This window comes from Pseudomonas sp. BS3767 (genome assembly GCF_900099665.1).
Taxonomy (GTDB): domain Bacteria; phylum Pseudomonadota; class Gammaproteobacteria; order Pseudomonadales; family Pseudomonadaceae; genus Aquipseudomonas; species Aquipseudomonas cerasi.
In genome coordinates this window covers 753,718-772,497 of sequence record NZ_FNCX01000001.1, presented here as the reverse complement: position 1 = coordinate 772,497, position 18,780 = coordinate 753,718, and the positions used below count along the sequence as shown (strand labels likewise).

16 protein-coding genes are annotated in these 18,780 nt (G+C 59.4%); 7 read left to right on the top strand and 9 right to left on the bottom strand.

Annotated features, from left to right (window positions below; translation table 11 throughout):
• Positions 1-407: 407 nt before the first annotated feature.
• The 4 genes from BLR16_RS02905 (at position 408) to pgm (ending at position 7,651) form a co-directional block, all read left to right on the top strand.
• Positions 408-1,910, top strand: coding sequence for a hypothetical protein (locus tag BLR16_RS02905; RefSeq protein WP_003435527.1), 1,503 nt, complete (start codon positions 408-410; stop codon positions 1,908-1,910).
• Between the two features lie 91 nt (positions 1,911-2,001).
• On the top strand, positions 2,002-3,408 hold the full coding sequence (locus BLR16_RS02900; protein ID WP_054080991.1) for an aminotransferase-like domain-containing protein: 1,407 nt from the start codon (positions 2,002-2,004) through the stop codon (positions 3,406-3,408).
• A 105-nt stretch (positions 3,409-3,513) separates the two neighbouring features.
• Positions 3,514-5,841, top strand: coding sequence for an ATP-dependent DNA helicase (locus BLR16_RS02895; protein WP_092194087.1), 2,328 nt, complete (start codon positions 3,514-3,516; stop codon positions 5,839-5,841).
• A gap of 163 nt (positions 5,842-6,004) precedes the next feature.
• Positions 6,005-7,651: a phosphoglucomutase (alpha-D-glucose-1,6-bisphosphate-dependent) gene (pgm, locus tag BLR16_RS02890; RefSeq protein ID WP_024663649.1), complete on the top strand. Its 1,647-nt coding sequence runs from the start codon at positions 6,005-6,007 to the stop codon at positions 7,649-7,651.
• 74 nt (positions 7,652-7,725) lie between these two features.
• On the opposite strand, the gene BLR16_RS02885 is transcribed toward pgm, so the two are convergent.
• On the bottom strand, positions 7,726-8,001 hold the full coding sequence (locus BLR16_RS02885) for a peptidylprolyl isomerase (protein ID WP_002553334.1): 276 nt from the start codon (positions 7,999-8,001) through the stop codon (positions 7,726-7,728).
• 123 nt (positions 8,002-8,124) lie between these two features.
• On the opposite strand from BLR16_RS02885, the gene BLR16_RS02880 reads away from it, so the two are divergent.
• Entirely contained in the window at positions 8,125-9,294 is a 1,170-nt protein-coding gene (locus tag BLR16_RS02880) for a PilT/PilU family type 4a pilus ATPase (protein WP_074806199.1), read from the top strand.
• A 50-nt stretch (positions 9,295-9,344) separates the two neighbouring features.
• Here the strand turns inward: BLR16_RS02880 and BLR16_RS02875 are convergent, their stop codons facing one another.
• The 8 genes from BLR16_RS02875 to BLR16_RS02845 all read right to left on the bottom strand — a co-directional run bounded on the left by BLR16_RS02875 (position 9,345) and on the right by BLR16_RS02845 (position 17,522).
• The gene (locus tag BLR16_RS02875; RefSeq protein WP_003435513.1) at positions 9,345-10,922 is read right to left on the bottom strand and encodes an ABC transporter ATP-binding protein; all 1,578 of its coding nucleotides are present in this window, start codon (positions 10,920-10,922) and stop codon (positions 9,345-9,347) included.
• Between the two features lies 1 nt (position 10,923).
• Positions 10,924-11,946: an ABC transporter permease gene (locus tag BLR16_RS02870; protein WP_003435512.1), complete on the bottom strand. Its 1,023-nt coding sequence runs from the start codon at positions 11,944-11,946 to the stop codon at positions 10,924-10,926.
• The gene (locus tag BLR16_RS02865) at positions 11,946-13,010 is read right to left on the bottom strand and encodes a microcin C ABC transporter permease YejB (protein ID WP_003364338.1); all 1,065 of its coding nucleotides are present in this window, start codon (positions 13,008-13,010) and stop codon (positions 11,946-11,948) included. The genes BLR16_RS02870 and BLR16_RS02865 overlap by 1 nt, the downstream gene beginning before the upstream one ends.
• Positions 13,011-14,879: an extracellular solute-binding protein gene (locus BLR16_RS02860; RefSeq protein ID WP_003435511.1), complete on the bottom strand. Its 1,869-nt coding sequence runs from the start codon at positions 14,877-14,879 to the stop codon at positions 13,011-13,013.
• A gap of 216 nt (positions 14,880-15,095) precedes the next feature.
• Positions 15,096-15,377, bottom strand: coding sequence for a peptidylprolyl isomerase (locus BLR16_RS02855; protein WP_002553340.1), 282 nt, complete (start codon positions 15,375-15,377; stop codon positions 15,096-15,098).
• An 81-nt stretch (positions 15,378-15,458) separates the two neighbouring features.
• Positions 15,459-16,541 carry a 3-deoxy-7-phosphoheptulonate synthase gene (locus BLR16_RS02850; RefSeq protein ID WP_003435510.1) on the bottom strand — a complete coding sequence of 361 codons (1,083 nt, stop codon included), beginning with the start codon at positions 16,539-16,541 and terminating at the stop codon, positions 15,459-15,461.
• Between the two features lie 572 nt (positions 16,542-17,113).
• On the bottom strand, positions 17,114-17,311 hold the full coding sequence (locus tag BLR16_RS27825; RefSeq protein WP_129402407.1) for a hypothetical protein: 198 nt from the start codon (positions 17,309-17,311) through the stop codon (positions 17,114-17,116).
• Positions 17,289-17,522: a DNA-binding protein gene (locus BLR16_RS02845; protein WP_003435509.1), complete on the bottom strand. Its 234-nt coding sequence runs from the start codon at positions 17,520-17,522 to the stop codon at positions 17,289-17,291. The genes BLR16_RS27825 and BLR16_RS02845 overlap by 23 nt, the downstream gene beginning before the upstream one ends.
• Positions 17,523-17,651: 129 nt before the next feature.
• On the opposite strand from BLR16_RS02845, the gene BLR16_RS02840 reads away from it, so the two are divergent.
• Both BLR16_RS02840 and uvrY read left to right on the top strand, forming a co-directional pair.
• Entirely contained in the window at positions 17,652-17,966 is a 315-nt protein-coding gene (locus BLR16_RS02840) for a helix-turn-helix domain-containing protein (protein ID WP_003364326.1), read from the top strand.
• Between the two features lie 169 nt (positions 17,967-18,135).
• A complete protein-coding gene (gene uvrY / locus BLR16_RS02835) occupies positions 18,136-18,780 on the top strand; it encodes a response regulator transcription factor GacA (RefSeq protein ID WP_002553344.1) in 645 nt (214 codons plus the stop codon).

Sequence of the window (18,780 nt, the reverse complement as noted above, 5' to 3'; positions counted from 1 at the left end):
CGACTGTTTATTTAAGTGTATTGGCGCTGACAGTCACGGCGACTTATAAATGTCCTTTCCCACGGGCTAGAATGAAACAGTAACTGGATCGATGCCCCAAGGGCATCGGTAAAGCCTGAACAGCCTGCCTGAAGGGTTTGCAGGCTATGACTTCCAAGCGTTTCGCGTGTCTCATGAGTTCGATAGTACAATTAAACGATTTGTTTAAGTTGTTGAGGGTGTTCTGCTGACTGCACTGTTTTTTAAAGCAAACTGTCTATTGTAATTGTTTTAAAGATACTGATAATGCGTCGGTAATTACCACTCAGGGAATGAGTCATGCTCGACTATAAATTGAGTTGTCAGCTTGATGTTCAATATTCTGTCTGCACTGTGTCATGCCTTGAGCGACAGACAGGTGACGCACGATGAGTTCTATTCACGAACAGGCAATGAATTATGTCTACCAGCAAGTGCTGCAACGCTTGTTGGGGTACTTCTCGCGCGCAGAGCGCACCGCGCTGCAGCTGTTGATCCAGCGCCTGATTGTTGCGGCTGGCGGCATCGAGCAGATTGCCGGCTTCAAGGTGCTGGTGGCTTTCGGTGGTGGCAAGGACAGTGCCTACACGCTGGCCTTTCTGCGCGCTGCGCAGTTGAGTATTGCCTGCCGTTCGCCCGGCACATTCAACCTGCGGGTTGCCAATCGGCGTCACGCGGGCATGACCCCTGCGGTGATGGATAACATCAACCGCACCTATTCAGCGTTGTTTCTGTACGACGACCCGCGTGTCGAGATGCTGATGATCGACAGTCAGTACACACAGGCCTTCGAGCCGGATCTGCCTTTTTCCAGCGCGGGGCGTGAGCAGAATCGTCTGGACATGCTGCTGGGTGGGCACCTGTCCGCTGGCGACGCCCGCACCACGTTTTGCAATACCTGTTACCTCGGGCTTGCGGAGTTTCTAGGACGCGCCCTGAGCTGGGGCAATGGCGTCGATGCGGTCGTCAGCGGCGACTCGCGCAGAGAGCAGCGTCAGTATGCGACCTGGATCATGCGACTGGCCCAGCGTACCGGGCAGTATTCGGGCAGTTGGGGCAAGCAGACGCTGGCCAGCGTGCTCAAGGTCATCGATACGATTGGCGAGGCTTACTATCACGAGCTGTACGGGGAGGGCGATGACAGCCCGCCGGCAAGTCGAGCCATGACGCTGCCTGAAAAAAGCAGCTCGCCGGCGTTCATTACCATTGCCGATCTGGTCAGTTGCAAGGCGGACGAACACTGGAACCTGCTGACCGAGTTTCTCGATTTCCGCTTCGATGATCTGTCGTTCAGCTTCAGTGAGTCCGATTGCGCCAACCCTTTGTTGATGGCCCACATGCGTGGCCTGACCGCGCAATACCTGCAAGCGCGTACTTATGCCGACGGGATCGCCGAATACCTTGAACTGGCGACGTCACTGATGCGCAGAAAGCAGATGCCGCCACGATTGATCGACCAGACGCTCAGCGCTTATGCCGGTCGGGCGCGCATCGAGGCGCGCCGCGAGCTGGCATCGGGCTTCGCTCAGGAGGGCTTCGGCCTGAACGAGACTCAACTGGTGTGCATGCTGTTTTCGCCGTTCGTCGATCATGGCCATGGCCTGGAGTCCTTTCTGCGCAGTTGCCACCCAGGGATGCTGGTAGCGCTGCCGGATCTGCACAAGGCGCTGTCGGGTTCGACAGCGCCGGATCAGGTCATGCAGTGGCTGGTGGATATCAGCGGTCTGAGCCTCAAGTCATTGCACAACCTTTACGGCAAGCAGCGGGTGAACTTCGACGACCCGCAGTCAATCATCGCCAGAATCCGTGCAGCCGATCCTGACAAGCGCCGGATCATGACCGTCGACCCGGCGACGGGGCAGGCAGTGGCCGAGATGCTCTCGGGACGCTGATCCGGTTGCCAGGCATGGCTGCTACCGGCAAACGGCGGCGGTCATATAGCAATGTTCTGAAGCCTGTTCTGGTTGAACGGTGGATACCTGCATGAAAAACAACACGGATTTCGCCTATCAGGCGGTCTACCGCTACCTGGTGCGTCTGGTTGACCAGCAGCAGGGCGAGCTGGCACTGAAAATGCCGTCATTGCGACAGCTGGCCCAGCGACTGAACGTATCAATATCGACGGTGCAAAGCGCCTACTCGCTGCTGGAAAAGGAAGGGCGCGTTTATTCGCTGCCAAAATCAGGCTATTACTCGGTACCGCGCAGCTTGAGTGCGCAGGGCCTGGTGATACCGGACGCAGACGGCGATCTTTTGCAGGCCTTGTATGACAACGCCCGTCGCCCCGGCATGGCGTTGCTGGGCTGCGATGAACCGGCGCTTTTGCACGCTCAGGACAATCCGCTGCCGGCAATGGAGCGCGAGCTGGGCAGGCATTACCCGCGTCAGCGGGACCCGGTTTTTCAGCCATGCGGTGAGCCAGAACTTCGCACGGCAATTGCCGCCCGTTATACCTACGATGCAGTGCATTGCTGGCACGCTGAGAATGTCTATATCGCTGCTGACTTTCATGGCGTATTCAAGGCGGTGCTCGGCACGCTGGGCCTGCGCGGCGGCACGGTACTGGTGGAATCGCCCTGTGCCTGGGCGTTGTTGCGCTTGCTGCAATCCTTCGACATCCGGGTAATCGAACTGCCGCTGGACGAGACCGGCTGCCTTGATGCTGTCCGGCTCGACGGCCTGTTGCGCGGCCATGACATCGGGCTTGCCGTGTTGCCCTCGTTGCTGAACCCGGTGCGAGGCAGCATGCGTGCGCAGAACAACAGCCAGACTGTCGCCGAAGTGCTCAACCGTCATCAAGTCTGGGTGCTGGAAAACGACAGTCACGCCGGGTTGCAATTTGCCGCCGGGCAGTCTCCGCTGCGGCACTGGATCGACCCTCAGCGGTTGGTGGTCATGGGCGGATTCGAGAAAAGTCTCGGGCCTGAGGCGCCCTATGCTTACTTGCTGTGCAAGAGCCTGGATGCGCGTTGGCAGCAGTATTTCTGCCTGCGAGCATTCGAGCTGCCGCCGCTTCGGCAAAGGGCCATCGCCAGGTTATGCAGCAGCGGACGTCTGGACAGGCAACTGATGGTGTTGCGCGAGACGCTGACCGAACGCATGCAGTCGATGACCCAGCAACTGGATGAACGGACTGGCGGGATGCTGCGTTATCAGTTGCCCGAGGGCGGCTGCGGCATATGGGCCGAGAGTGCATACCCCGTGGACCTGCGCCAGGTCTTCGTTGCGCTGCTGGCCCGGTCGATTGTCGTCAGCCCCGGTGAACTGTTCACTTTGCAGAACCGCTACTCGCAACATCTGTGGATCAGTTATGCCACTGACTGGACTCGTGAACCTGCCAGGCTGCTGGGCGCGTTGGCAGAGGCATTGACTCACGCTCGTCTGCCATAGACCTCGACATGGCAGGCCGTCGATCCATTTGTGTTTGCCAGACGTGGTTCAAGGTTGTTAACTGGACGCCTGTCCAGTATTCACAACCAACGGCTCCCCAGCGCAGTGACCCCGAACGCCCCCGTAAACCCTGATCCCGAGCCTGTCCTCGCCAGCGACCTGCCTGCGCGTTATGTCGTGGCCGTGCGCGCGTTGTGTGAGTTCACCGCCAAGGTGGGCGACCTCGACCTGCGATTCACGCCGTCACCCACGGCGCAGGAAGGCATTGCCGGGCATCGCACGGTTGCCACGCGGCGCGGCGCCGATTACCAGGCCGAGTTGTCGTTGAGTGGCGATTATCGCGAGCTGACGGTAAGGGGCAGGGCGGACGGCTATGACGTCAGTCGCAATCAGCTGGAAGAAGTGAAGACCTATCGCGGTGAACTCGACGCGATGCCGGCCAACCACCGTCAGTTGCACTGGGCGCAGGTGAAGGTCTACGGCTGGCTGCTTTGCCAGCGCCTGCAGCTTGAAAACGTGACGCTGGCCCTGGTGTATTTCAACATTGTCAGCGAGCAGGAAACCCTGATTCGCGAGCCGTTCAGCGCGGCTACGCTGCAAGCGTTTTTCGAACGACAGTGCTCGATTTTCCTCGGCTGGGCGCAGCAGGAGCTGGCGCATACGCAGGCGCTGCACACGACACTGGGCAGCCTGAAATTCCCCCACGCGTCTTTCCGCACCGGGCAGCGGGTGCTGGCCGAGTCGGTGTACAAGGCCGTCAGTACTGGCTGTTGCCTGATGGCTCAGGCGCCGACCGGTATTGGCAAGACGGTGGGCACGCTGTTCCCGTTGCTTAAGGCCGCGCCCGGCCAGAAGCTCGACAAGATTTTCTTTCTCACCGCCAAGACGCCAGGGCGTCGACTGGCGCTGGATGCGCTGGAAGTCATTAATCACAGCGCGCCGGAGCTGAAGCTGCGGGTCCTTGAGCTGGTGGCGCGCGACAAGGCCTGTGAGCATCCGGACAAAGCCTGCAACGGTGATTCCTGTCCGCTGGCCAGAGGCTTTTATGATCGTCTGCCAGCCGCTCGCTCGGCGGCGCTGACCTCGCCGTGGTTGAATCAGGCGGGCGTACGCGATGTCGCCTTGCAGCATCAGGTCTGCCCGTATTATCTGAGCCAGGAACTGGCGCGTTGGGCTGACGTGGTCATCGCAGACTACAACTATTACTTTGACCTGAGCGCACTGCTGTTCGGCCTCGGTCAGCTCAATCAGTGGCGCGTTGCGGTGCTGGTCGATGAGGCCCACAACATGGTCGAACGGGCACGCCAGATGTACAGCGCCAGTCTTGACCAGAGCCAGCTGAAAGCCTTGATTCAGACAGCGCCGGAACCGGTGAAAAAAGCCTTGCAGCGTCTGGATCGACAATGGAATGCGCTGCACAAGGCACAGCCCGGCGCCTATCAGGCTTATTCGGCAGCACCGGAAAAATTCATCGGCAGCCTGAACCAGTGCATCTCGACCATCGGTGATCATTTCAACGAGCACCCGCAGGCAGTGGATGGCACGTTGCAGGGGTTCTACCTGGAAGCCATCGGCTTTGCGCGCATCGCCGAGCTGTTCGATGAGCATTTCATTTTCGACATCACCCGGCGCGAGGCGGGCGGCAAGCGCATTCTGTCGCGCCTCAGCCTGCGCAACGTCGTCCCCGCGCGTTTCATCCGCCCGCGCCTGACCGCGGCGCGCAGCACGGTACTGTTTTCCGCAACGCTCAACCCGCGCCACTATTACGCGGACCTGCTGGGGTTGCCGGTCAACACGGTATGGATCGATGTGGAGTCGCCGTTTCATCACGATCAGCTCGACGTGCGGATCGTCAGTCGCATTTCCACCCGTTTCACCCATCGTCAGGCTTCGCTGGCGCCGATTGTCGAACTGATGGCCGAGCAGTTCGACGCGCGGCCGGGCAATTACCTGGCGTTCTTCAGCAGTTTCGATTACCTGCAACAGGTCGCCGAGCTGATGGCGCGCACTCACCCGCACATCAGCCTTTGGCAGCAGGCACGGGGGATGGGCGAGAGTGAGCGCCACGCATTTCTCGACCGGTTCACCCTGAGCAGTCAGGGCATCGGTTTTGCCGTGCTGGGCGGCGCGTTCGGTGAAGGCATCGACTTGCCGGGCGCACGCCTGATCGGCGCGTTCATCGCCACCTTGGGCCTGCCTCAGCTCAATCCGGTCAACGAACAGTTCAAGCAGCGCATGGCGGCGCTGTTCGGCGCCGGTTACGACTACACCTACCTTTATCCCGGCGTGCAGAAGGTGGTGCAGGCTGCGGGGCGGGTTATCCGCAGCCAGAGTGACAGCGGTGTGGTCATGCTCATCGATGACCGTTTTGCCGAGCACAAGGTGAAGCAGTTGTTTCCAGCGTGGTGGCGGCCCGAAACGTCAATGGCCTGAGGTCGGTTGCCGTTTTGGCGATTGAGCTGAAACAGAAGCAGATACCGGGGATCGATACTCAAGCAGCGCTGTCGAACTGCCAGTAAACTGCGGCATTGATCACCTTGGCAGCCGCAGCAAGTCTTTATTTTTTCTCCGTATTTCATTTCTTCGTGGAGGTTGTATGAGTCTCAGTCCTTTCGCCGGCAAGCTGGCACCTGCGCAGTTACTGGTCGATATTCCGAGACTGGTCACGGCTTACTACACCGGCCAGCCCGATGCATCGGTGCCCACTCAACGTGTTGCGTTCGGCACTTCCGGGCACCGTGGCACATCGTTTGACCTGGGTTTCAACGAATGGCACGTGCTGGCTATCAGTCAGGCGATCTGTCTGTACCGCAAGGCCAACGGCATCGACGGCCCGTTGTTTCTGGGTGCCGATACCCACGCGCTGTCGACCCCGGCCGCGGCCACCGCGCTTGAAGTGCTGGCCGCCAATGGCGTGCAGGTGATGATTTCGCAAGGTGACGAATACACCCCGACGCCTGCGGTGTCCCACGCGATCATCTGCTACAACCGCGGCCGTACTTCAGGGCTGGCGGACGGCATTGTCATTACGCCTTCGCACAACCCGCCGCAAAGCGGTGGCTTCAAGTACAACCCGCCCAATGGCGGCCCGGCCGACAGTGATGTCACCAAGTGGATCGAGAACAAGGCCAACGAACTGCTGGCCGAGAAAGTCACTGGCGTTTCACGCATCAGCCATGAAAAAGCGCTGCGTGCCGATACCACGCACCGCCATGATTACGTCAACACCTACGTGGCCGACCTTAAGAACGTGATCGACATGGACGCCATCCGCAATTCGGGTCTGCGTCTTGGTGTCGACCCGCTGGGCGGGGCCGGGGTGAGCTACTGGTCGGCGATTGGCGAGCATTACGGCCTGAATCTGGATGTGGTCAATAAATTTGTCGACCCTACGTTCCGCTTCATGACCGTCGACTGGGATGGCCAGATTCGCATGGACCCGTCCTCCAGCCACGCCATGCAAAGCCTGATCGGTCTCAAGGACCGCTATCAGGTTGCATTTGCCTGCGATCCGGATCACGACCGTCATGGCATCGTGACCCCGTCTGGCGGACTGATGACGCCCAACAGTTACCTCGCCGTGTCCATCGACTACCTGTTTCAGAACCGTTCTGAGTGGCGTGCCGATGCAGCGGTCGGCAAGACCGTGGTCAGCAGCGGCATGATCGATCGTGTGGCCAAACGCCTGGGCCGTCGCCTGTATGAAGTGCCTGTCGGCTTCAAGTATTTCGCACAAGGCCTGTTTGAAGGCTCGTTAGGCTTTGGCGGCGAAGAAAGCGCTGGTGCCTCGTTCCTGCGTCGCGACGGTACGGTCTGGACCACCGACAAGGACGGTCTGATTCCGGCCTTGCTGGCTGCGGAAATGACCGCGCGTACCGGTCGCGATCCAAGCCAGATCTACAAGACCATGACCGAAGAGCTGGGCGAGCCGTTTTCGACCCGCGTCGATGCCAAGGCCAACCCGCAACAGAAGGCACTGCTGAGCAAACTGTCGCCGGAGCAGGTGACTTCCACTGAACTGGCGGGCGAGCCTATTCAGCAGGTGCTCAGCAACGCGCCGGGCAACGATCAGGCGTTCGGTGGTGTGAAGGTCATGACCGAAAATGGCTGGTTTGCCGCGCGCCCTTCAGGGACTGAGGACATCTACAAGATCTATGCCGAGAGTTTTGTCAGCGAAGATCACCTCAAGCGTCTGGTGGCAGAAGCTCAAGTGCTGGTAGATGGCGCCATTTCGCCGAACTGATTGCCACACTGGTCAATGCCTGAAAAACCTCGAACCTCACTCGGTTCGGGGTTTTTCAGCTTTTGGCGTGTGCTTCAGTCGCGATAGAACACCTGCACCAGGTGATAGCCGAATTTGCTCTTGATCGGCCCATGCACGACGCGTAGCGGCTTTTTGAAGATCACCTGATCGATCGCACCGACCATTTGCCCAGGCCTGACTTCACCCAGATCGCCGCCACGTTTGCCGGACGGGCAGCTAGAATGCTTTTTAGCCAGCACGTCAAACGCCTCACCCTTGGCAATGCGCAGCTTGAGCTGTTCGGCCTCTTCAGCGGTCTTCACCAGAATATGGCGGGCTTGGGCTTTCATGTCGCAATATCACCTGCTGCAAAAGGCTGCCATTATGCCTGCTCTTGCTGAGCGACGCCCGCGCGTCACGCGTGCCGTCCTGACGGCCGTGGTCTTTTTACTTCATTTTGTACGGTATTGATTATGGATTTCCCGGCGCTGTTGAAGATTCTGGCCAGTCAGGACGGATCGGACCTTTACCTTTCCACCGGAGCGCCACCGTGCGCCAAGTTCAATGGTGTGCTCAAGCCACTGGGCAGCGAAACCTTCAAGCCGGGAGAGGTGGCGGTGATTGCCCAGGGGCTGATGGACGAGGAGCAGAAGCTCGAGTTTCAGCGCGAACTGGAGATGAACCTCGCCGTTTCGATGGCCGGCATCGGCCGGTTCCGGATCAATATCTTCATGCAGCGTAACGAAGTGTCCATCGTCGCGCGGAATATCAAGCTGGACATCCCGCGTTTCGAAGACCTGTTTCTGCCGCCCGTACTGCTCGACGTGATCATGGAAAAGCGCGGTCTGGTGCTGTTTGTCGGGGCCACCGGTTCGGGCAAGTCGACCTCGTTGGCGGCGCTGATCGACTACCGCAACCGCAACGCCAGCGGCCATATCATCACCATCGAAGACCCGGTCGAGTTTATCCATCGCCACAAGAAGTCGATCGTCAACCAGCGCGAAGTCGGGGTCGATACCCGCAGCTTCCATGCGGCACTGAAGAACACGCTGCGCCAGGCGCCGGATGTGATTCTGATCGGCGAGATTCGCGATCGCGAGACCATGGAGCACGCGCTGGCGTTTGCCGACACCGGCCACCTGGCGATCTCGACACTGCACGCCAACAACGCCAATCAGGCGCTGGACCGGATCATCAATTTCTTCCCGGAAGAGCGTCGCGCGCAGTTGCTGCATGACCTGGGCAACAACCTCAAGGCGTTCGTCTCGCAGCGACTGGTCAGAACCCCGGATGGCAAGCGTCGTGCGGCGGTGGAAGTGATGATGGGCACGCCGACCATTCGCGACCTGATCCAGCGCAATGAACTGACCGAGCTCAAGGGCATCATGGAGAAGTCCGGCAGCCTCGGTATGCAGACGTTCGACTCGGCGCTATTCAATCTGGCCGTCGAAGGTGCGATCAGTGAAGAAGAGGCCCTCAAGAACGCCGACTCACAAAACAACGTGCGCCTGCGCCTCAAGCTGCACAGTGAAGGCGGCGTCGGAACACTGACCACAGCGCCGCTGGCTCCGACCGGCAGCAGCACGGCAAGCACCGCCGAGTGGGGGTTGGTCGATGATGACGAGCCGGGTCCGCAAGCGTAAATCGGAGACGCTCCTAAACCTTCCGGGCAGAAGCTTCGTTGTGGGTCAGATCATTCAGGATGCGCGGCCGCCAGCAATTCTTGTGTGTACGGGTGCTGCGGCGCATCGAAAACGTCATGGCTGGCGCCGCGCTCGACGACTTTGCCATCCTTGACCACGATCACGTCGTGGGCAAGGGCTTTGACTACCGCCAGGTCATGGCTGATGAACAGGTACGTCAGGCCGTGCTTTTCCTGAAGTTCGCGCAACAGCGCAACGACCTGTTTCTGCACGGTCCGGTCCAGCGCCGAGGTCGGCTCATCGAGCAGAATCAATGCGGGTTTCAGCACCAGCGCTCGGGCAATGGCGATACGCTGACGCTGGCCACCGGAAAACTCATGGGGGTAGCGATGCCGGCTCTGCGGGTCGATGCCGACTTCTTCCAGTGCCCGAATGACCTCGGCATCGCATTTCGCCGGGTCGTACTGGCTGTGTACCTCCAGTCCTTCACTGATGATCTGCGCCACTGACATGCGTGGGCTGAGGCTGCCGTAAGGGTCCTGAAAGACCACTTGCATCTCTTTACGCCACGGTCGCATCTGTTTCTGACTCAGGCCGTCCAGCGCCTGCCCGCGAAAGCGGATACTGCCGCGCGACTCTAGCAGACGCAGGATCGCCTGACCAAGAGTCGACTTGCCAGAGCCTGACTCACCAACGATACCGAGGGTTTTGCCGCGCTCAATACTCAGGCTGATGTCATCCACCGCCTTGAGGTATTCCTTGTGCCGCCGCAGGATGCCGCCGGTCAGGGAAAACCAGACCTTCAGGTTGTCGACTTGCAGCACCGTTTCCCGGGTGTCGCGTCGCAGCGGCTCGCCGGCAGGTTCGGCGTCCAGCAGCAGGCGGCTGTAAGGGTGCTGAGGTGATTTGAACAGCGACTTGCAATCGGACTGCTCGACGATTTCACCGGCGCGCATCACGCAGACGCGCTGCGCGACGCTGTGCACCAGGTTCAAGTCATGGCTGATCAACAACAGCGACATGTTCAGGCGCTGTTGCAGCTCCTTGAGCAGCACGAGGATCTTGCGTTGCACCGTGACGTCCAGCGCAGTGGTCGGTTCGTCGGCAATCAGCAGCTCCGGCTCGCAGGCCAGCGCCATGGCTATCATCACCCGCTGGCGCTGGCCTCCAGAGAGTTCGTGCGGGTAGGCTTTCAGGCGTTTTTCCGGCTGTTGAATGCCTACCAGCTCCAGCAGCTCGACAATGCGTTTCTGCGCTTCACGACCGCTGATGCCGCGATGCAGCAGTAACGTTTCGCCGATCTGTCGGGCCACGCTGTGCAGCGGATTCAGCGAGGTCATCGGTTCCTGGAAAATCATCGCAATCCGGTTGCCGCGCAGCTCGCGCAGGGTGCGGTCGTCGGCCCCCACCAACTGTTGACCCCGGTAGGTGATGCTGCCCGTGGTCAGGGTGCCGCTGCGGGGCAGTAATTGCAGGATCGAGTGAGCGGTGACGGACTTGCCGGAGCCGGATTCTCCCACCAGCGCCAGACACTCGCCGCGGCGCACATCCAGGCTCAGGTTACTGACCACTTTCTGCCCGTTGAAGGCGACGCTCAGGTCGCGGATTTCGATCAGGTTTTCCGACATGTCAGGACCTCGGGTCGAAGGCATCACGCAGCGCCTCGCCTATGAATACCAGCAGCGTCAGGATCAACGCGAGGGAGAAGAACGCTGTCAGCCCCAGCCAGGGCGCTTGCAGGTTCTGCTTGCCCTGGGCGATCAGTTCACCCAGCGACGCGCTGCCGGCAGGCATGCCGAAGCCCAGAAAATCCAGCGCAGTGAGGGTCGAGATGGCACCGGTAAGAATGAACGGCAGGTAGCTCAACGTCGCATTCATCGCGTTGGGCAGGATGTGGCGCATGATCACTTTTCGATCCCCCAGACCGAGCGCCCGAGCGGCCTTGACGTACTCGAGGTTGCGCCCGCGCAGAAACTCGGCGCGCACCACATCGACCAGGGTCAGCCAGGAAAACAGCGCCATGATGCCCAGCAGCCACCAGAAATCGGGCTCGACGAAACCTGACAGGATGATCAGCAGGTACAGCACCGGCAGGCCTGACCAGACCTCCAGCAGACGCTGGCCGAACAAGTCGACCCAGCCGCCGTAGTAGCCCTGCAACGCCCCGGCGCTGATCCCGATCAGCGCGCTGATGAAGGTCAGCACTAGCGCAAACAGGATCGACACCCGGGCGCCGAAAATCACCCGCGCCATGACGTCGCGCGCCTGGTCATCGGTGCCGAGCCAGTTTTCTGCAGACGGCGGGCTGGGTGCCGGGGTTTTCAGGTCATAGTTGGGCGTGTCGTCACTGAACGGGATGGGCGGGAACAGCATCCAGCCGTCCCCTTTGCTGATCAGTGTGCGTACGTAGTCGCTGCGGTAATCGGGCTGGAAGGGCAGCTCGCCGCCGAATTGCTGCTCGGTATAACGCTTGAATACCGGGAAATAGAGCGAGTGCTGATAGCTGACCAGCAGAGGCTTGTCATTGGCGATCAGTTCGCCACCCAGTGTCAGGGCAAACAGACCGCAGAACAGCCACAGCGACCACCAGCCGCGGCGATTGCTGCGAAAACGTTCCAGGCGACGACGGGCCAGCGGCGAAAGGCTGCGCATCATGCATTCCTCGCGCTGAAGTCGATTCTGGGGTCGACCAGCGTGTAGCAGATATCGCCGATCAGCTTTATCAGCAGGCCGAACACGGTGAAGATGAACAACGAACCGAACACCACCGGGTAGTCCCGCGACACAGCGGCTTCATAGCTCATGCGGCCCAGGCCATCCAGCGAGAAGATCACCTCGATCAGCAGCGAACCGGCAAAGAACACGCTGATGAACGCCTGCGGAATGCCCGACACCACCAGCAACATGGCATTGCGAAACACATGACCATACAGCACCCGTCGCTCGCTCATGCCCTTGGCGCGGGCCGTGGTCACGTACTGACGGGTGATTTCGTTGAGAAAGGAATGCTTGGTCAGCAGGGTCAGCGTGGCAAAGCCGCCAATGACCAGCGCCGAGACCGGCAGCGCCAAGTGCCAGAAATAGTCAGCGATCTTGCCGATCGTGGTCAGTTGCTCGAAGTTGTCCGAAACCAGTCCGCGCACCGGAAACCAGTTCAGCGACGTGCCGCCACAGAACACCACCACCAGCAGCATGGCGAACAGGAAGGCTGGCATGGCGTAACCGATGATGATGGCGGTGCTGCTCCAGATATCGAACTGGCTGCCGTGTTTCACCGCTTTGCGAATCCCCAGCGGGATTGATACCAGGTACGTCAGCAATGTCGCCCAGAGCCCCAGTGATATCGACACCGGCATTTTCTGCAGAATGAGGTCGGTCACCGTTGCGCCGCGAAAGAAGCTGCTGCCGAAATCCAGTCGTGCATAGTTCTTCAGCATCAGCCAGAGACGTTCGTGCAGCGGTTTGTCGAAACCGTATTGACGTTCGATCTGCTTGATCAGCGCCGGGTCCAGCCCGCGGGACGCTTTGGAATGACCCGCCCCGGCAGACTCGCTGGCACCCGCGCCCACGGTTGCACCGCCGATCCCTTGCAGGCGAGCAATGGCTTGCTCCACAGGCCCGCCCGGTGCGGCCTGCACGATAAAAAAGTTGACCAGCAAAATGCACAGCAGGGTAGGGATGATCAGCAGCAGGCGCCGCAGGATATAACCGAGCATTCACTGCATCTCCGAAACGATGGCCGAGGCGCCGCGTTTTTCAGCGAATTGCTCATTGGTCAGCGGTGTCGGGCTGATTTCCCACCATGTTTCGATGGCCTCATTGTTGCTGGCCTGAATTTTGGGGATGCCGAAACGGTTCCACCAGACGGTTGAAGAGCCGGGCGGATAGTAGTTGGGAATCCAGTAGTAGTTCCACTGCAGTACGCGGTCCAGGCAATGGGCGTAGTCGGTCATGGTCTGCTTGTTGTCGGCCTTGAGCAGGCCGGCAATCAGCGTGTCGACAGCAGGGTCTTGCAGCACCATGTAATTGCTCGAACCCGGGTCCATCGCCACCTTGGAGCCAAAACTGCTGTACAGCTCGGCACCGGGCGATGTCGAGACCGGGTAGCCGGTGACAATCATGTCGTAATCGCGGGCCATGACGCGGTTGAGGTATTGCGCGGCATCGATGCGGCGAATGTCGAAGTGGATACCGATCTGCGCCAGGGTGCGTTTGTAGGGCAGCAGCATTCGCTCGAAACCTGTTTGTGCATTGAGAAAGGTAAAGCTGAACGGTTCGCCCCGGGCATTCACCAGCTCATCGCCCTTGGGCGTCCAGCCAGCTTCTTTCATGAGGGCCAGCGCTTGCAGTTGCTTGTCGCGAATGAAGCCTGTGCCATCGGTTTTGGGCGTCTCGAACACGCTGTCGAACACCTGCTCGGGGACTTCGCCGCGCAGTGGCTCAAGGATTTTCAGTTCGGCAGGCGTGGGCAGTTCGCTGGCGGCCAGCTCCGAGTTGGAGAAGAAGCTGTTCTGGCGAATGTACATGTTGCGCATCATCTGCCGGTTGGTCCATTCGAAGTCCCAGAGCAGCGACAGCGCCCGGCGCACGCGACGGTCCTGGAACATGGGGCGGCTCAGGTTGAAGACGAAACCCTGCGAGCTTTGCACCGCGCCCCTGGCCAGTTGGGCTTTCTGCAGGCGCCCGTCGCTGAGGGCGGGGCCGTCATAGCGAATTGAATAGCCGGTCGCCGAAAACTCGCGGTTGTAATCATAGGCGCCGCCTTTGAGTACCGTACGTGCGACATCGATGTCGCCGAAGTACTCGATGCTGAACCTGTCGAAGTTATACAGGCCTTTGCTGACTGGCAGGTCCTTGCCCCACCAGTCCGGATCGCGCTCGAAGGTGACAGTGCGGCCCGGGTCCACATGGCTGATCCGATAGGGCCCGCTGCCAGGCGGAATTTCAAAGCCGGCACCGCTGGCGAAGTCACGGGATTTCCACCAGTGCTCGGGGAATACCGGCAGCGAAGCCAGATCAAGGGGCAGGGTGCGGTTATCGCTGTTTTTGAAGTCGAAGCGGATTTGCGAAGGCGATTCGACCTCCAGGCCCTGGACCGCTTCAAACTGGGTCCGGTATTGCAGGTTACCCTGCGTCATCAGCAACTCGTAGGTGTACTTCACGTCACTGGCGGTAATCGGCGTGCCGTCCGCGAAACGTGCCTTCGGGTTCAGGTAAAAGCGCAGGGAGAGGCCATCCGCGCCACGCTCCATTTTCTCGGCGACAAGCCCGTAGACGGTGTAGGGCTCGTCCATCGAGCGCGTAGCCAGTGGGGAGTAAAGCATGCCATTGATCTGCGAAACGCCCATCCCCTTGTCGGTGAAGGGCATCAGGTGGTCGAACTGGCCGATTTCGATGGCCGAGCGTCGCATGCTGCCGCCTTTGGGCGCGTCCGGGTTCACGTAATCGAAGTGCTTGAAGTCGGCTGGATAGCGTGGCGCTTCGCCGTAAACGGTCAGGGCGTGTTGCGGGGCTGCGGACAGCGATTGGGTTGCGCCAATGAAGGTCAGCGTCAAGGCGAGCAACGATGAAAAAACAAAACGCATGACTCGAATCCTGACTGACGTTCGCAAGCGAATGTCAGGGTTAAAGGCGACTGGCTGTACAGCGGTGACAACAATCATGACAGAGCTCATGGCCCTGCATCGCGCTATCTTCTACAGACAAATGGCCGCTTCGCCAAGCCACTGCGCTGTTGAAAACGACCACATACAAAAACGGCCCATCCGAAGATGAGCCGTCTGGCATGCGGCGCGACAGGATCAGTCCTGACGGCTGGTCACTTCCAGCAGGTGGTAGCCGAACTGAGTCTTTACCGGACCCTGAACGGTGTTCACCGGAGCACTGAATACGACAGTGTCGAATTCCTTGACCATCTGGCCTGGACCGAACGAACCCAGGTCACCGCCCTGGCGGCTCGATGGGCAGCTGGAGTTGGCCTTGGCGATTTCAGCGAAATCAGCGCCGCCTTCGATCTGAGCCTTGAGTTCGTTGCATTTTTCTTCGCTCGAAACAAGGATGTGGCGGGCAGTGGCTTTAGCCATGGGGAATAATCTCCTGTGAAAAAAAAGAAACAGCCTACCGGATTCAGTGCGGTATTTCCCGACAAAGTTCCTTCGCTCTGTTTATCTGTAACGCAGACGGTCAACCGCGCGACGCAACAGCTGTTCGGTGCCTTCCCAGCCAAGGCAGCCATCGGTGACCGAAACGCCGTACTGCAGCGTCCCGCCCAATGCCTGGCAGCCGTCGAACAGGTGGCTCTCGATCATCATGCCGATCAGCGAGGTATTGCCCGACAAGCGCTGTTCAAGCACGTCTTCGAATACGGCTGGCTGACGCAGCGGGTCCTTGCCACTGTTGGCATGGCTGCAATCGACCATGATCCGCGACGCGACATTATTCCTGCTCAGGCTCGCCTGCAACTTGGCCACACTCTGGCGATCGTAATTGGGGCCGCCGTGACCGCCGCGCAGCACAATGTGCGTGTCCGGATTGCCTTGCGTCTCGATAATGGCCGGGTGGCCATGACGGTCCATGCCAAAGTGACGATGCGGATGCGCCGCCGAACGCATCGCGTCGCTGGCCACCGTTACGCCGCCGTCAGTACCGTTCTTGAAACCGACCGCCATGGGCAGGCCGCTGGCCATTTCGCGATGGATCTGCGATTCGGTGGTGCGAGCGCCAATCGCGACCCAACTGAGCAGATCGTCGAAGTAGCCTGCCGCCATGGGCTGCAGTATCTCGGTGGCGATCGGCAGGCCCAGGCCCAGCATATCCCGCATCAAATGCCGCGACAGCGTCAGGCCCTCGGCCATGTCGTCACTGCCATCGAGGCGCGGATCGTAAGCCAGGCCTTTCCAGCCCACCGTCGTGCGCGGTTTTTCGACGTAGGCGCGCATTACCAGCAGCATCTGGTCACTGACTTGCGCGGCAAGGTCGGCCAGTCGCTCAGCGTATTCAAGGGCGGATCGAGGGTCGTGGATCGAGCAGGGGCCGACGATGACCAGCAGCCGCGAGTCTTGACCTTCAAGGATGGCGCGTACGGCGCGGCGGTGGGCTGCAACCTGTTCGGTGAGCGCTGCGTCGAGGGGCAGGCGCATCTTCAATTCCAGGGTCCCTGGCAGGCGTTTCGAGGCGGGGCTGTTGTCTGCCAGTTTTACGGCGTGGCTGGACAGGTCGGACGGGGTTACGGCAACGGACGAATTCATGTTCTGGCTTCCTGGGCTGGCGGGACGCTCCCGCTCAGACCTACTGGGGTGTTCGACAAAGGGCTTCTAGAACCGGGGGTATGTGATTGCCACCTGGCAGAGACCGAACGGAGGCGGCAGGCTGTCCCGAACGGAGGTGGCTAAATCGCCAGGCAAAATCGATGTCGTTGCGGTAATAAGTGGCGTAGTTCATGTCGTGTCCTCGATGCAATGCAGATTGATGGTTTACGGCTGTTCTTGAACAGACCGTTGAAATACGTGGCCCTGAAAAAACAAAACCCCCGGTCGGGAAGCCGACCGGGGGTTAGAGAATTCTCTGGTTGGCGTCCCCTTAACGTGGGCGCCGGATGGGTATCAGGCGCGCCAGTGGCTAAACCAATACCCATAATAAGAGTCAACGGATGCGCTCACCGAGGCAGTCTGCACAGCCACAGCACGTGCACGGCAAGCAATGCCGGTAACAGCGTCGAGTAGCGGTGAAGTGGATTGCAGCATGGTGGGTCTCCGTTAATTGAGCGCAAGCTTACTTCAGGAAACCAGGCGCCTTCAATTGGAAAATTCAATCAACGGGATTATCGTTTTTCGCGAATGCAGGCAGGTGGAACCCCGGTAGCCACAGCGAACCGCTCAACGGTTGATGGCATGCCGTATTCGGCGCGGGCTATTTTGCCCGCAACCCTGTATACCTGAATGCAGGCAACGGCTTTGGCGTTTTGTCCGGGATGCGTTGTCACCAGCCAATAACGGCTATTCTTCACGTGCTTCTTCATGCCGGGCTTCCGTGTTCGGGATCGTCCCGATCTTCATGCCCAGCAGTACAGCTACCTTATGCGCTTCACCGCGCCTTCCTTTCTTGCGTCCTGCCAGTACCTGGTAAGTGGTCGCCGGATCAATGCTGTTTTCACGAGCGAACTCCTGAACAGATTTGCCCTGTTGATCCAGCCAGGCCTTGGCTTGTGCGGCGGTGCGAATTCCGGGCATAGTTCAAAACCGTTCAAATCTATTCAATTCCGCGAGATTCTAACACTCGTTCGGATGGCTTCAACAGGATAATAGGTTCAAATGAGTGGAATCGGTTACCGACTGAGAAAGGAAAGAGAACGTCTGAGCATGTCTCAGCGTACCTTCGGTGAAATAGGAGGCGTCGAGGCTAATGCCCAGGGAAAGTATGAAAATGGTGATCGTGCACCGAAGGCCGATTACCTGGCGGCGGTTGCAGCCAAAGGTGTTGACGTGCTTTACGTGTTGACGGGGACGCGAACGCCGGTGCCGATCGACAATCTCAGCCTTATCGAGGAAAAAATCCTGGGCAATTACCGAGTGCTGGGCAAGGAAGATCAGGATGCTATCCGGCGCCTGACAACCACTATCGCCGAGCTCTCGGGGCCATTATCGGGGGCTGCGAAGCTTCCGTCGGTCAAGTGATAAAAGCCCGGGGCGGGCGCCGCTCTGCTGTCGTATCGAGATTTTTGCAGCACTGCCTGAGGTGCTTGCCATCATATTGATGTGAGACGGTGTTCGCAGTGCTAGGTCTGACTCGTTGTTTTTGTTATGGTGATTGGCATTCGTTATGACCGTTGCGCGAGGTGTCTGCTTGATTAAGGTGCTAGTTGTCGATGACCATGATCTTGTCCGGACAGGCATCACACGCATGCTCGCCGACATTGATGGTCTGCAAGTTGTCGGGCAGGCCGATTCCGGCGAGGAATCCCTGAAGAAAGCGCGCGAGCTCAAGCCTGACGTCGTATTGATGGACGTCAAGATGCCGGGCATCGGTGGGCTGGAAGCGACGCGCAAGATGCTGCGCAGCCACCCTGATATCAAGGTCGTCGCTGTTACCGTCTGTGAAGAAGATCCTTTCCCGACCCGTTTGCTGCAGGCTGGCGCTGCCGGTTACATGACCAAGGGCGCCGGGCTTGCCGAAATGGTCCAGGCCATTCGCCTGGTGTTTGCCGGTCAGCGTTACATCAGCCCGCAGATTGCCCAGCAACTGGCATTGAAGTCGTTTCAACCGCAGGTCAACAATTCGCCGTTCGATCTGCTGTCCGAGCGCGAGATCCAGATTGCCCTGATGATCGTCGGCTGCCAGAAAGTCCAGACCATCTCGGACAAGCTGTGCCTTTCACCGAAAACCGTTAATACCTACCGATACCGTATCTTTGAAAAGCTCTCGATCAGCAGTGATGTTGAACTGGCTTTGCTCGCTGTACGTCACGGCATGGTTGATGCCAGCGCCTGA

Coding starts and splice junctions, on each gene's coding strand:
- BLR16_RS02905 (WP_003435527.1), top strand. CDS start 408: ATGAGTTCTATTCACGAACAGGCAATGAATTATGTCTACCAGCAAGTG.
- BLR16_RS02900 (WP_054080991.1), top strand. CDS start 2,002: ATGAAAAACAACACGGATTTCGCCTATCAGGCGGTCTACCGCTACCTG.
- pgm (WP_024663649.1), top strand. CDS start 6,005: ATGAGTCTCAGTCCTTTCGCCGGCAAGCTGGCACCTGCGCAGTTACTG.
- BLR16_RS02885 (WP_002553334.1), bottom strand. CDS start 8,001: ATGAAAGCCCAAGCCCGCCATATTCTGGTGAAGACCGCTGAAGAGGCC.
- BLR16_RS02880 (WP_074806199.1), top strand. CDS start 8,125: ATGGATTTCCCGGCGCTGTTGAAGATTCTGGCCAGTCAGGACGGATCG.
- BLR16_RS02875 (WP_003435513.1), bottom strand. CDS start 10,922: ATGTCGGAAAACCTGATCGAAATCCGCGACCTGAGCGTCGCCTTCAAC.
- BLR16_RS02870 (WP_003435512.1), bottom strand. CDS start 11,946: ATGCGCAGCCTTTCGCCGCTGGCCCGTCGTCGCCTGGAACGTTTTCGC.
- BLR16_RS02865 (WP_003364338.1), bottom strand. CDS start 13,010: ATGCTCGGTTATATCCTGCGGCGCCTGCTGCTGATCATCCCTACCCTG.
- BLR16_RS02860 (WP_003435511.1), bottom strand. CDS start 14,879: ATGCGTTTTGTTTTTTCATCGTTGCTCGCCTTGACGCTGACCTTCATT.
- BLR16_RS02855 (WP_002553340.1), bottom strand. CDS start 15,377: ATGGCTAAAGCCACTGCCCGCCACATCCTTGTTTCGAGCGAAGAAAAA.
- BLR16_RS02850 (WP_003435510.1), bottom strand. CDS start 16,541: ATGAATTCGTCCGTTGCCGTAACCCCGTCCGACCTGTCCAGCCACGCC.
- BLR16_RS27825 (WP_129402407.1), bottom strand. CDS start 17,311: ATGAAGAAGCACGTGAAGAATAGCCGTTATTGGCTGGTGACAACGCAT.
- BLR16_RS02845 (WP_003435509.1), bottom strand. CDS start 17,522: ATGCCCGGAATTCGCACCGCCGCACAAGCCAAGGCCTGGCTGGATCAA.
- BLR16_RS02840 (WP_003364326.1), top strand. CDS start 17,652: ATGTCTCAGCGTACCTTCGGTGAAATAGGAGGCGTCGAGGCTAATGCC.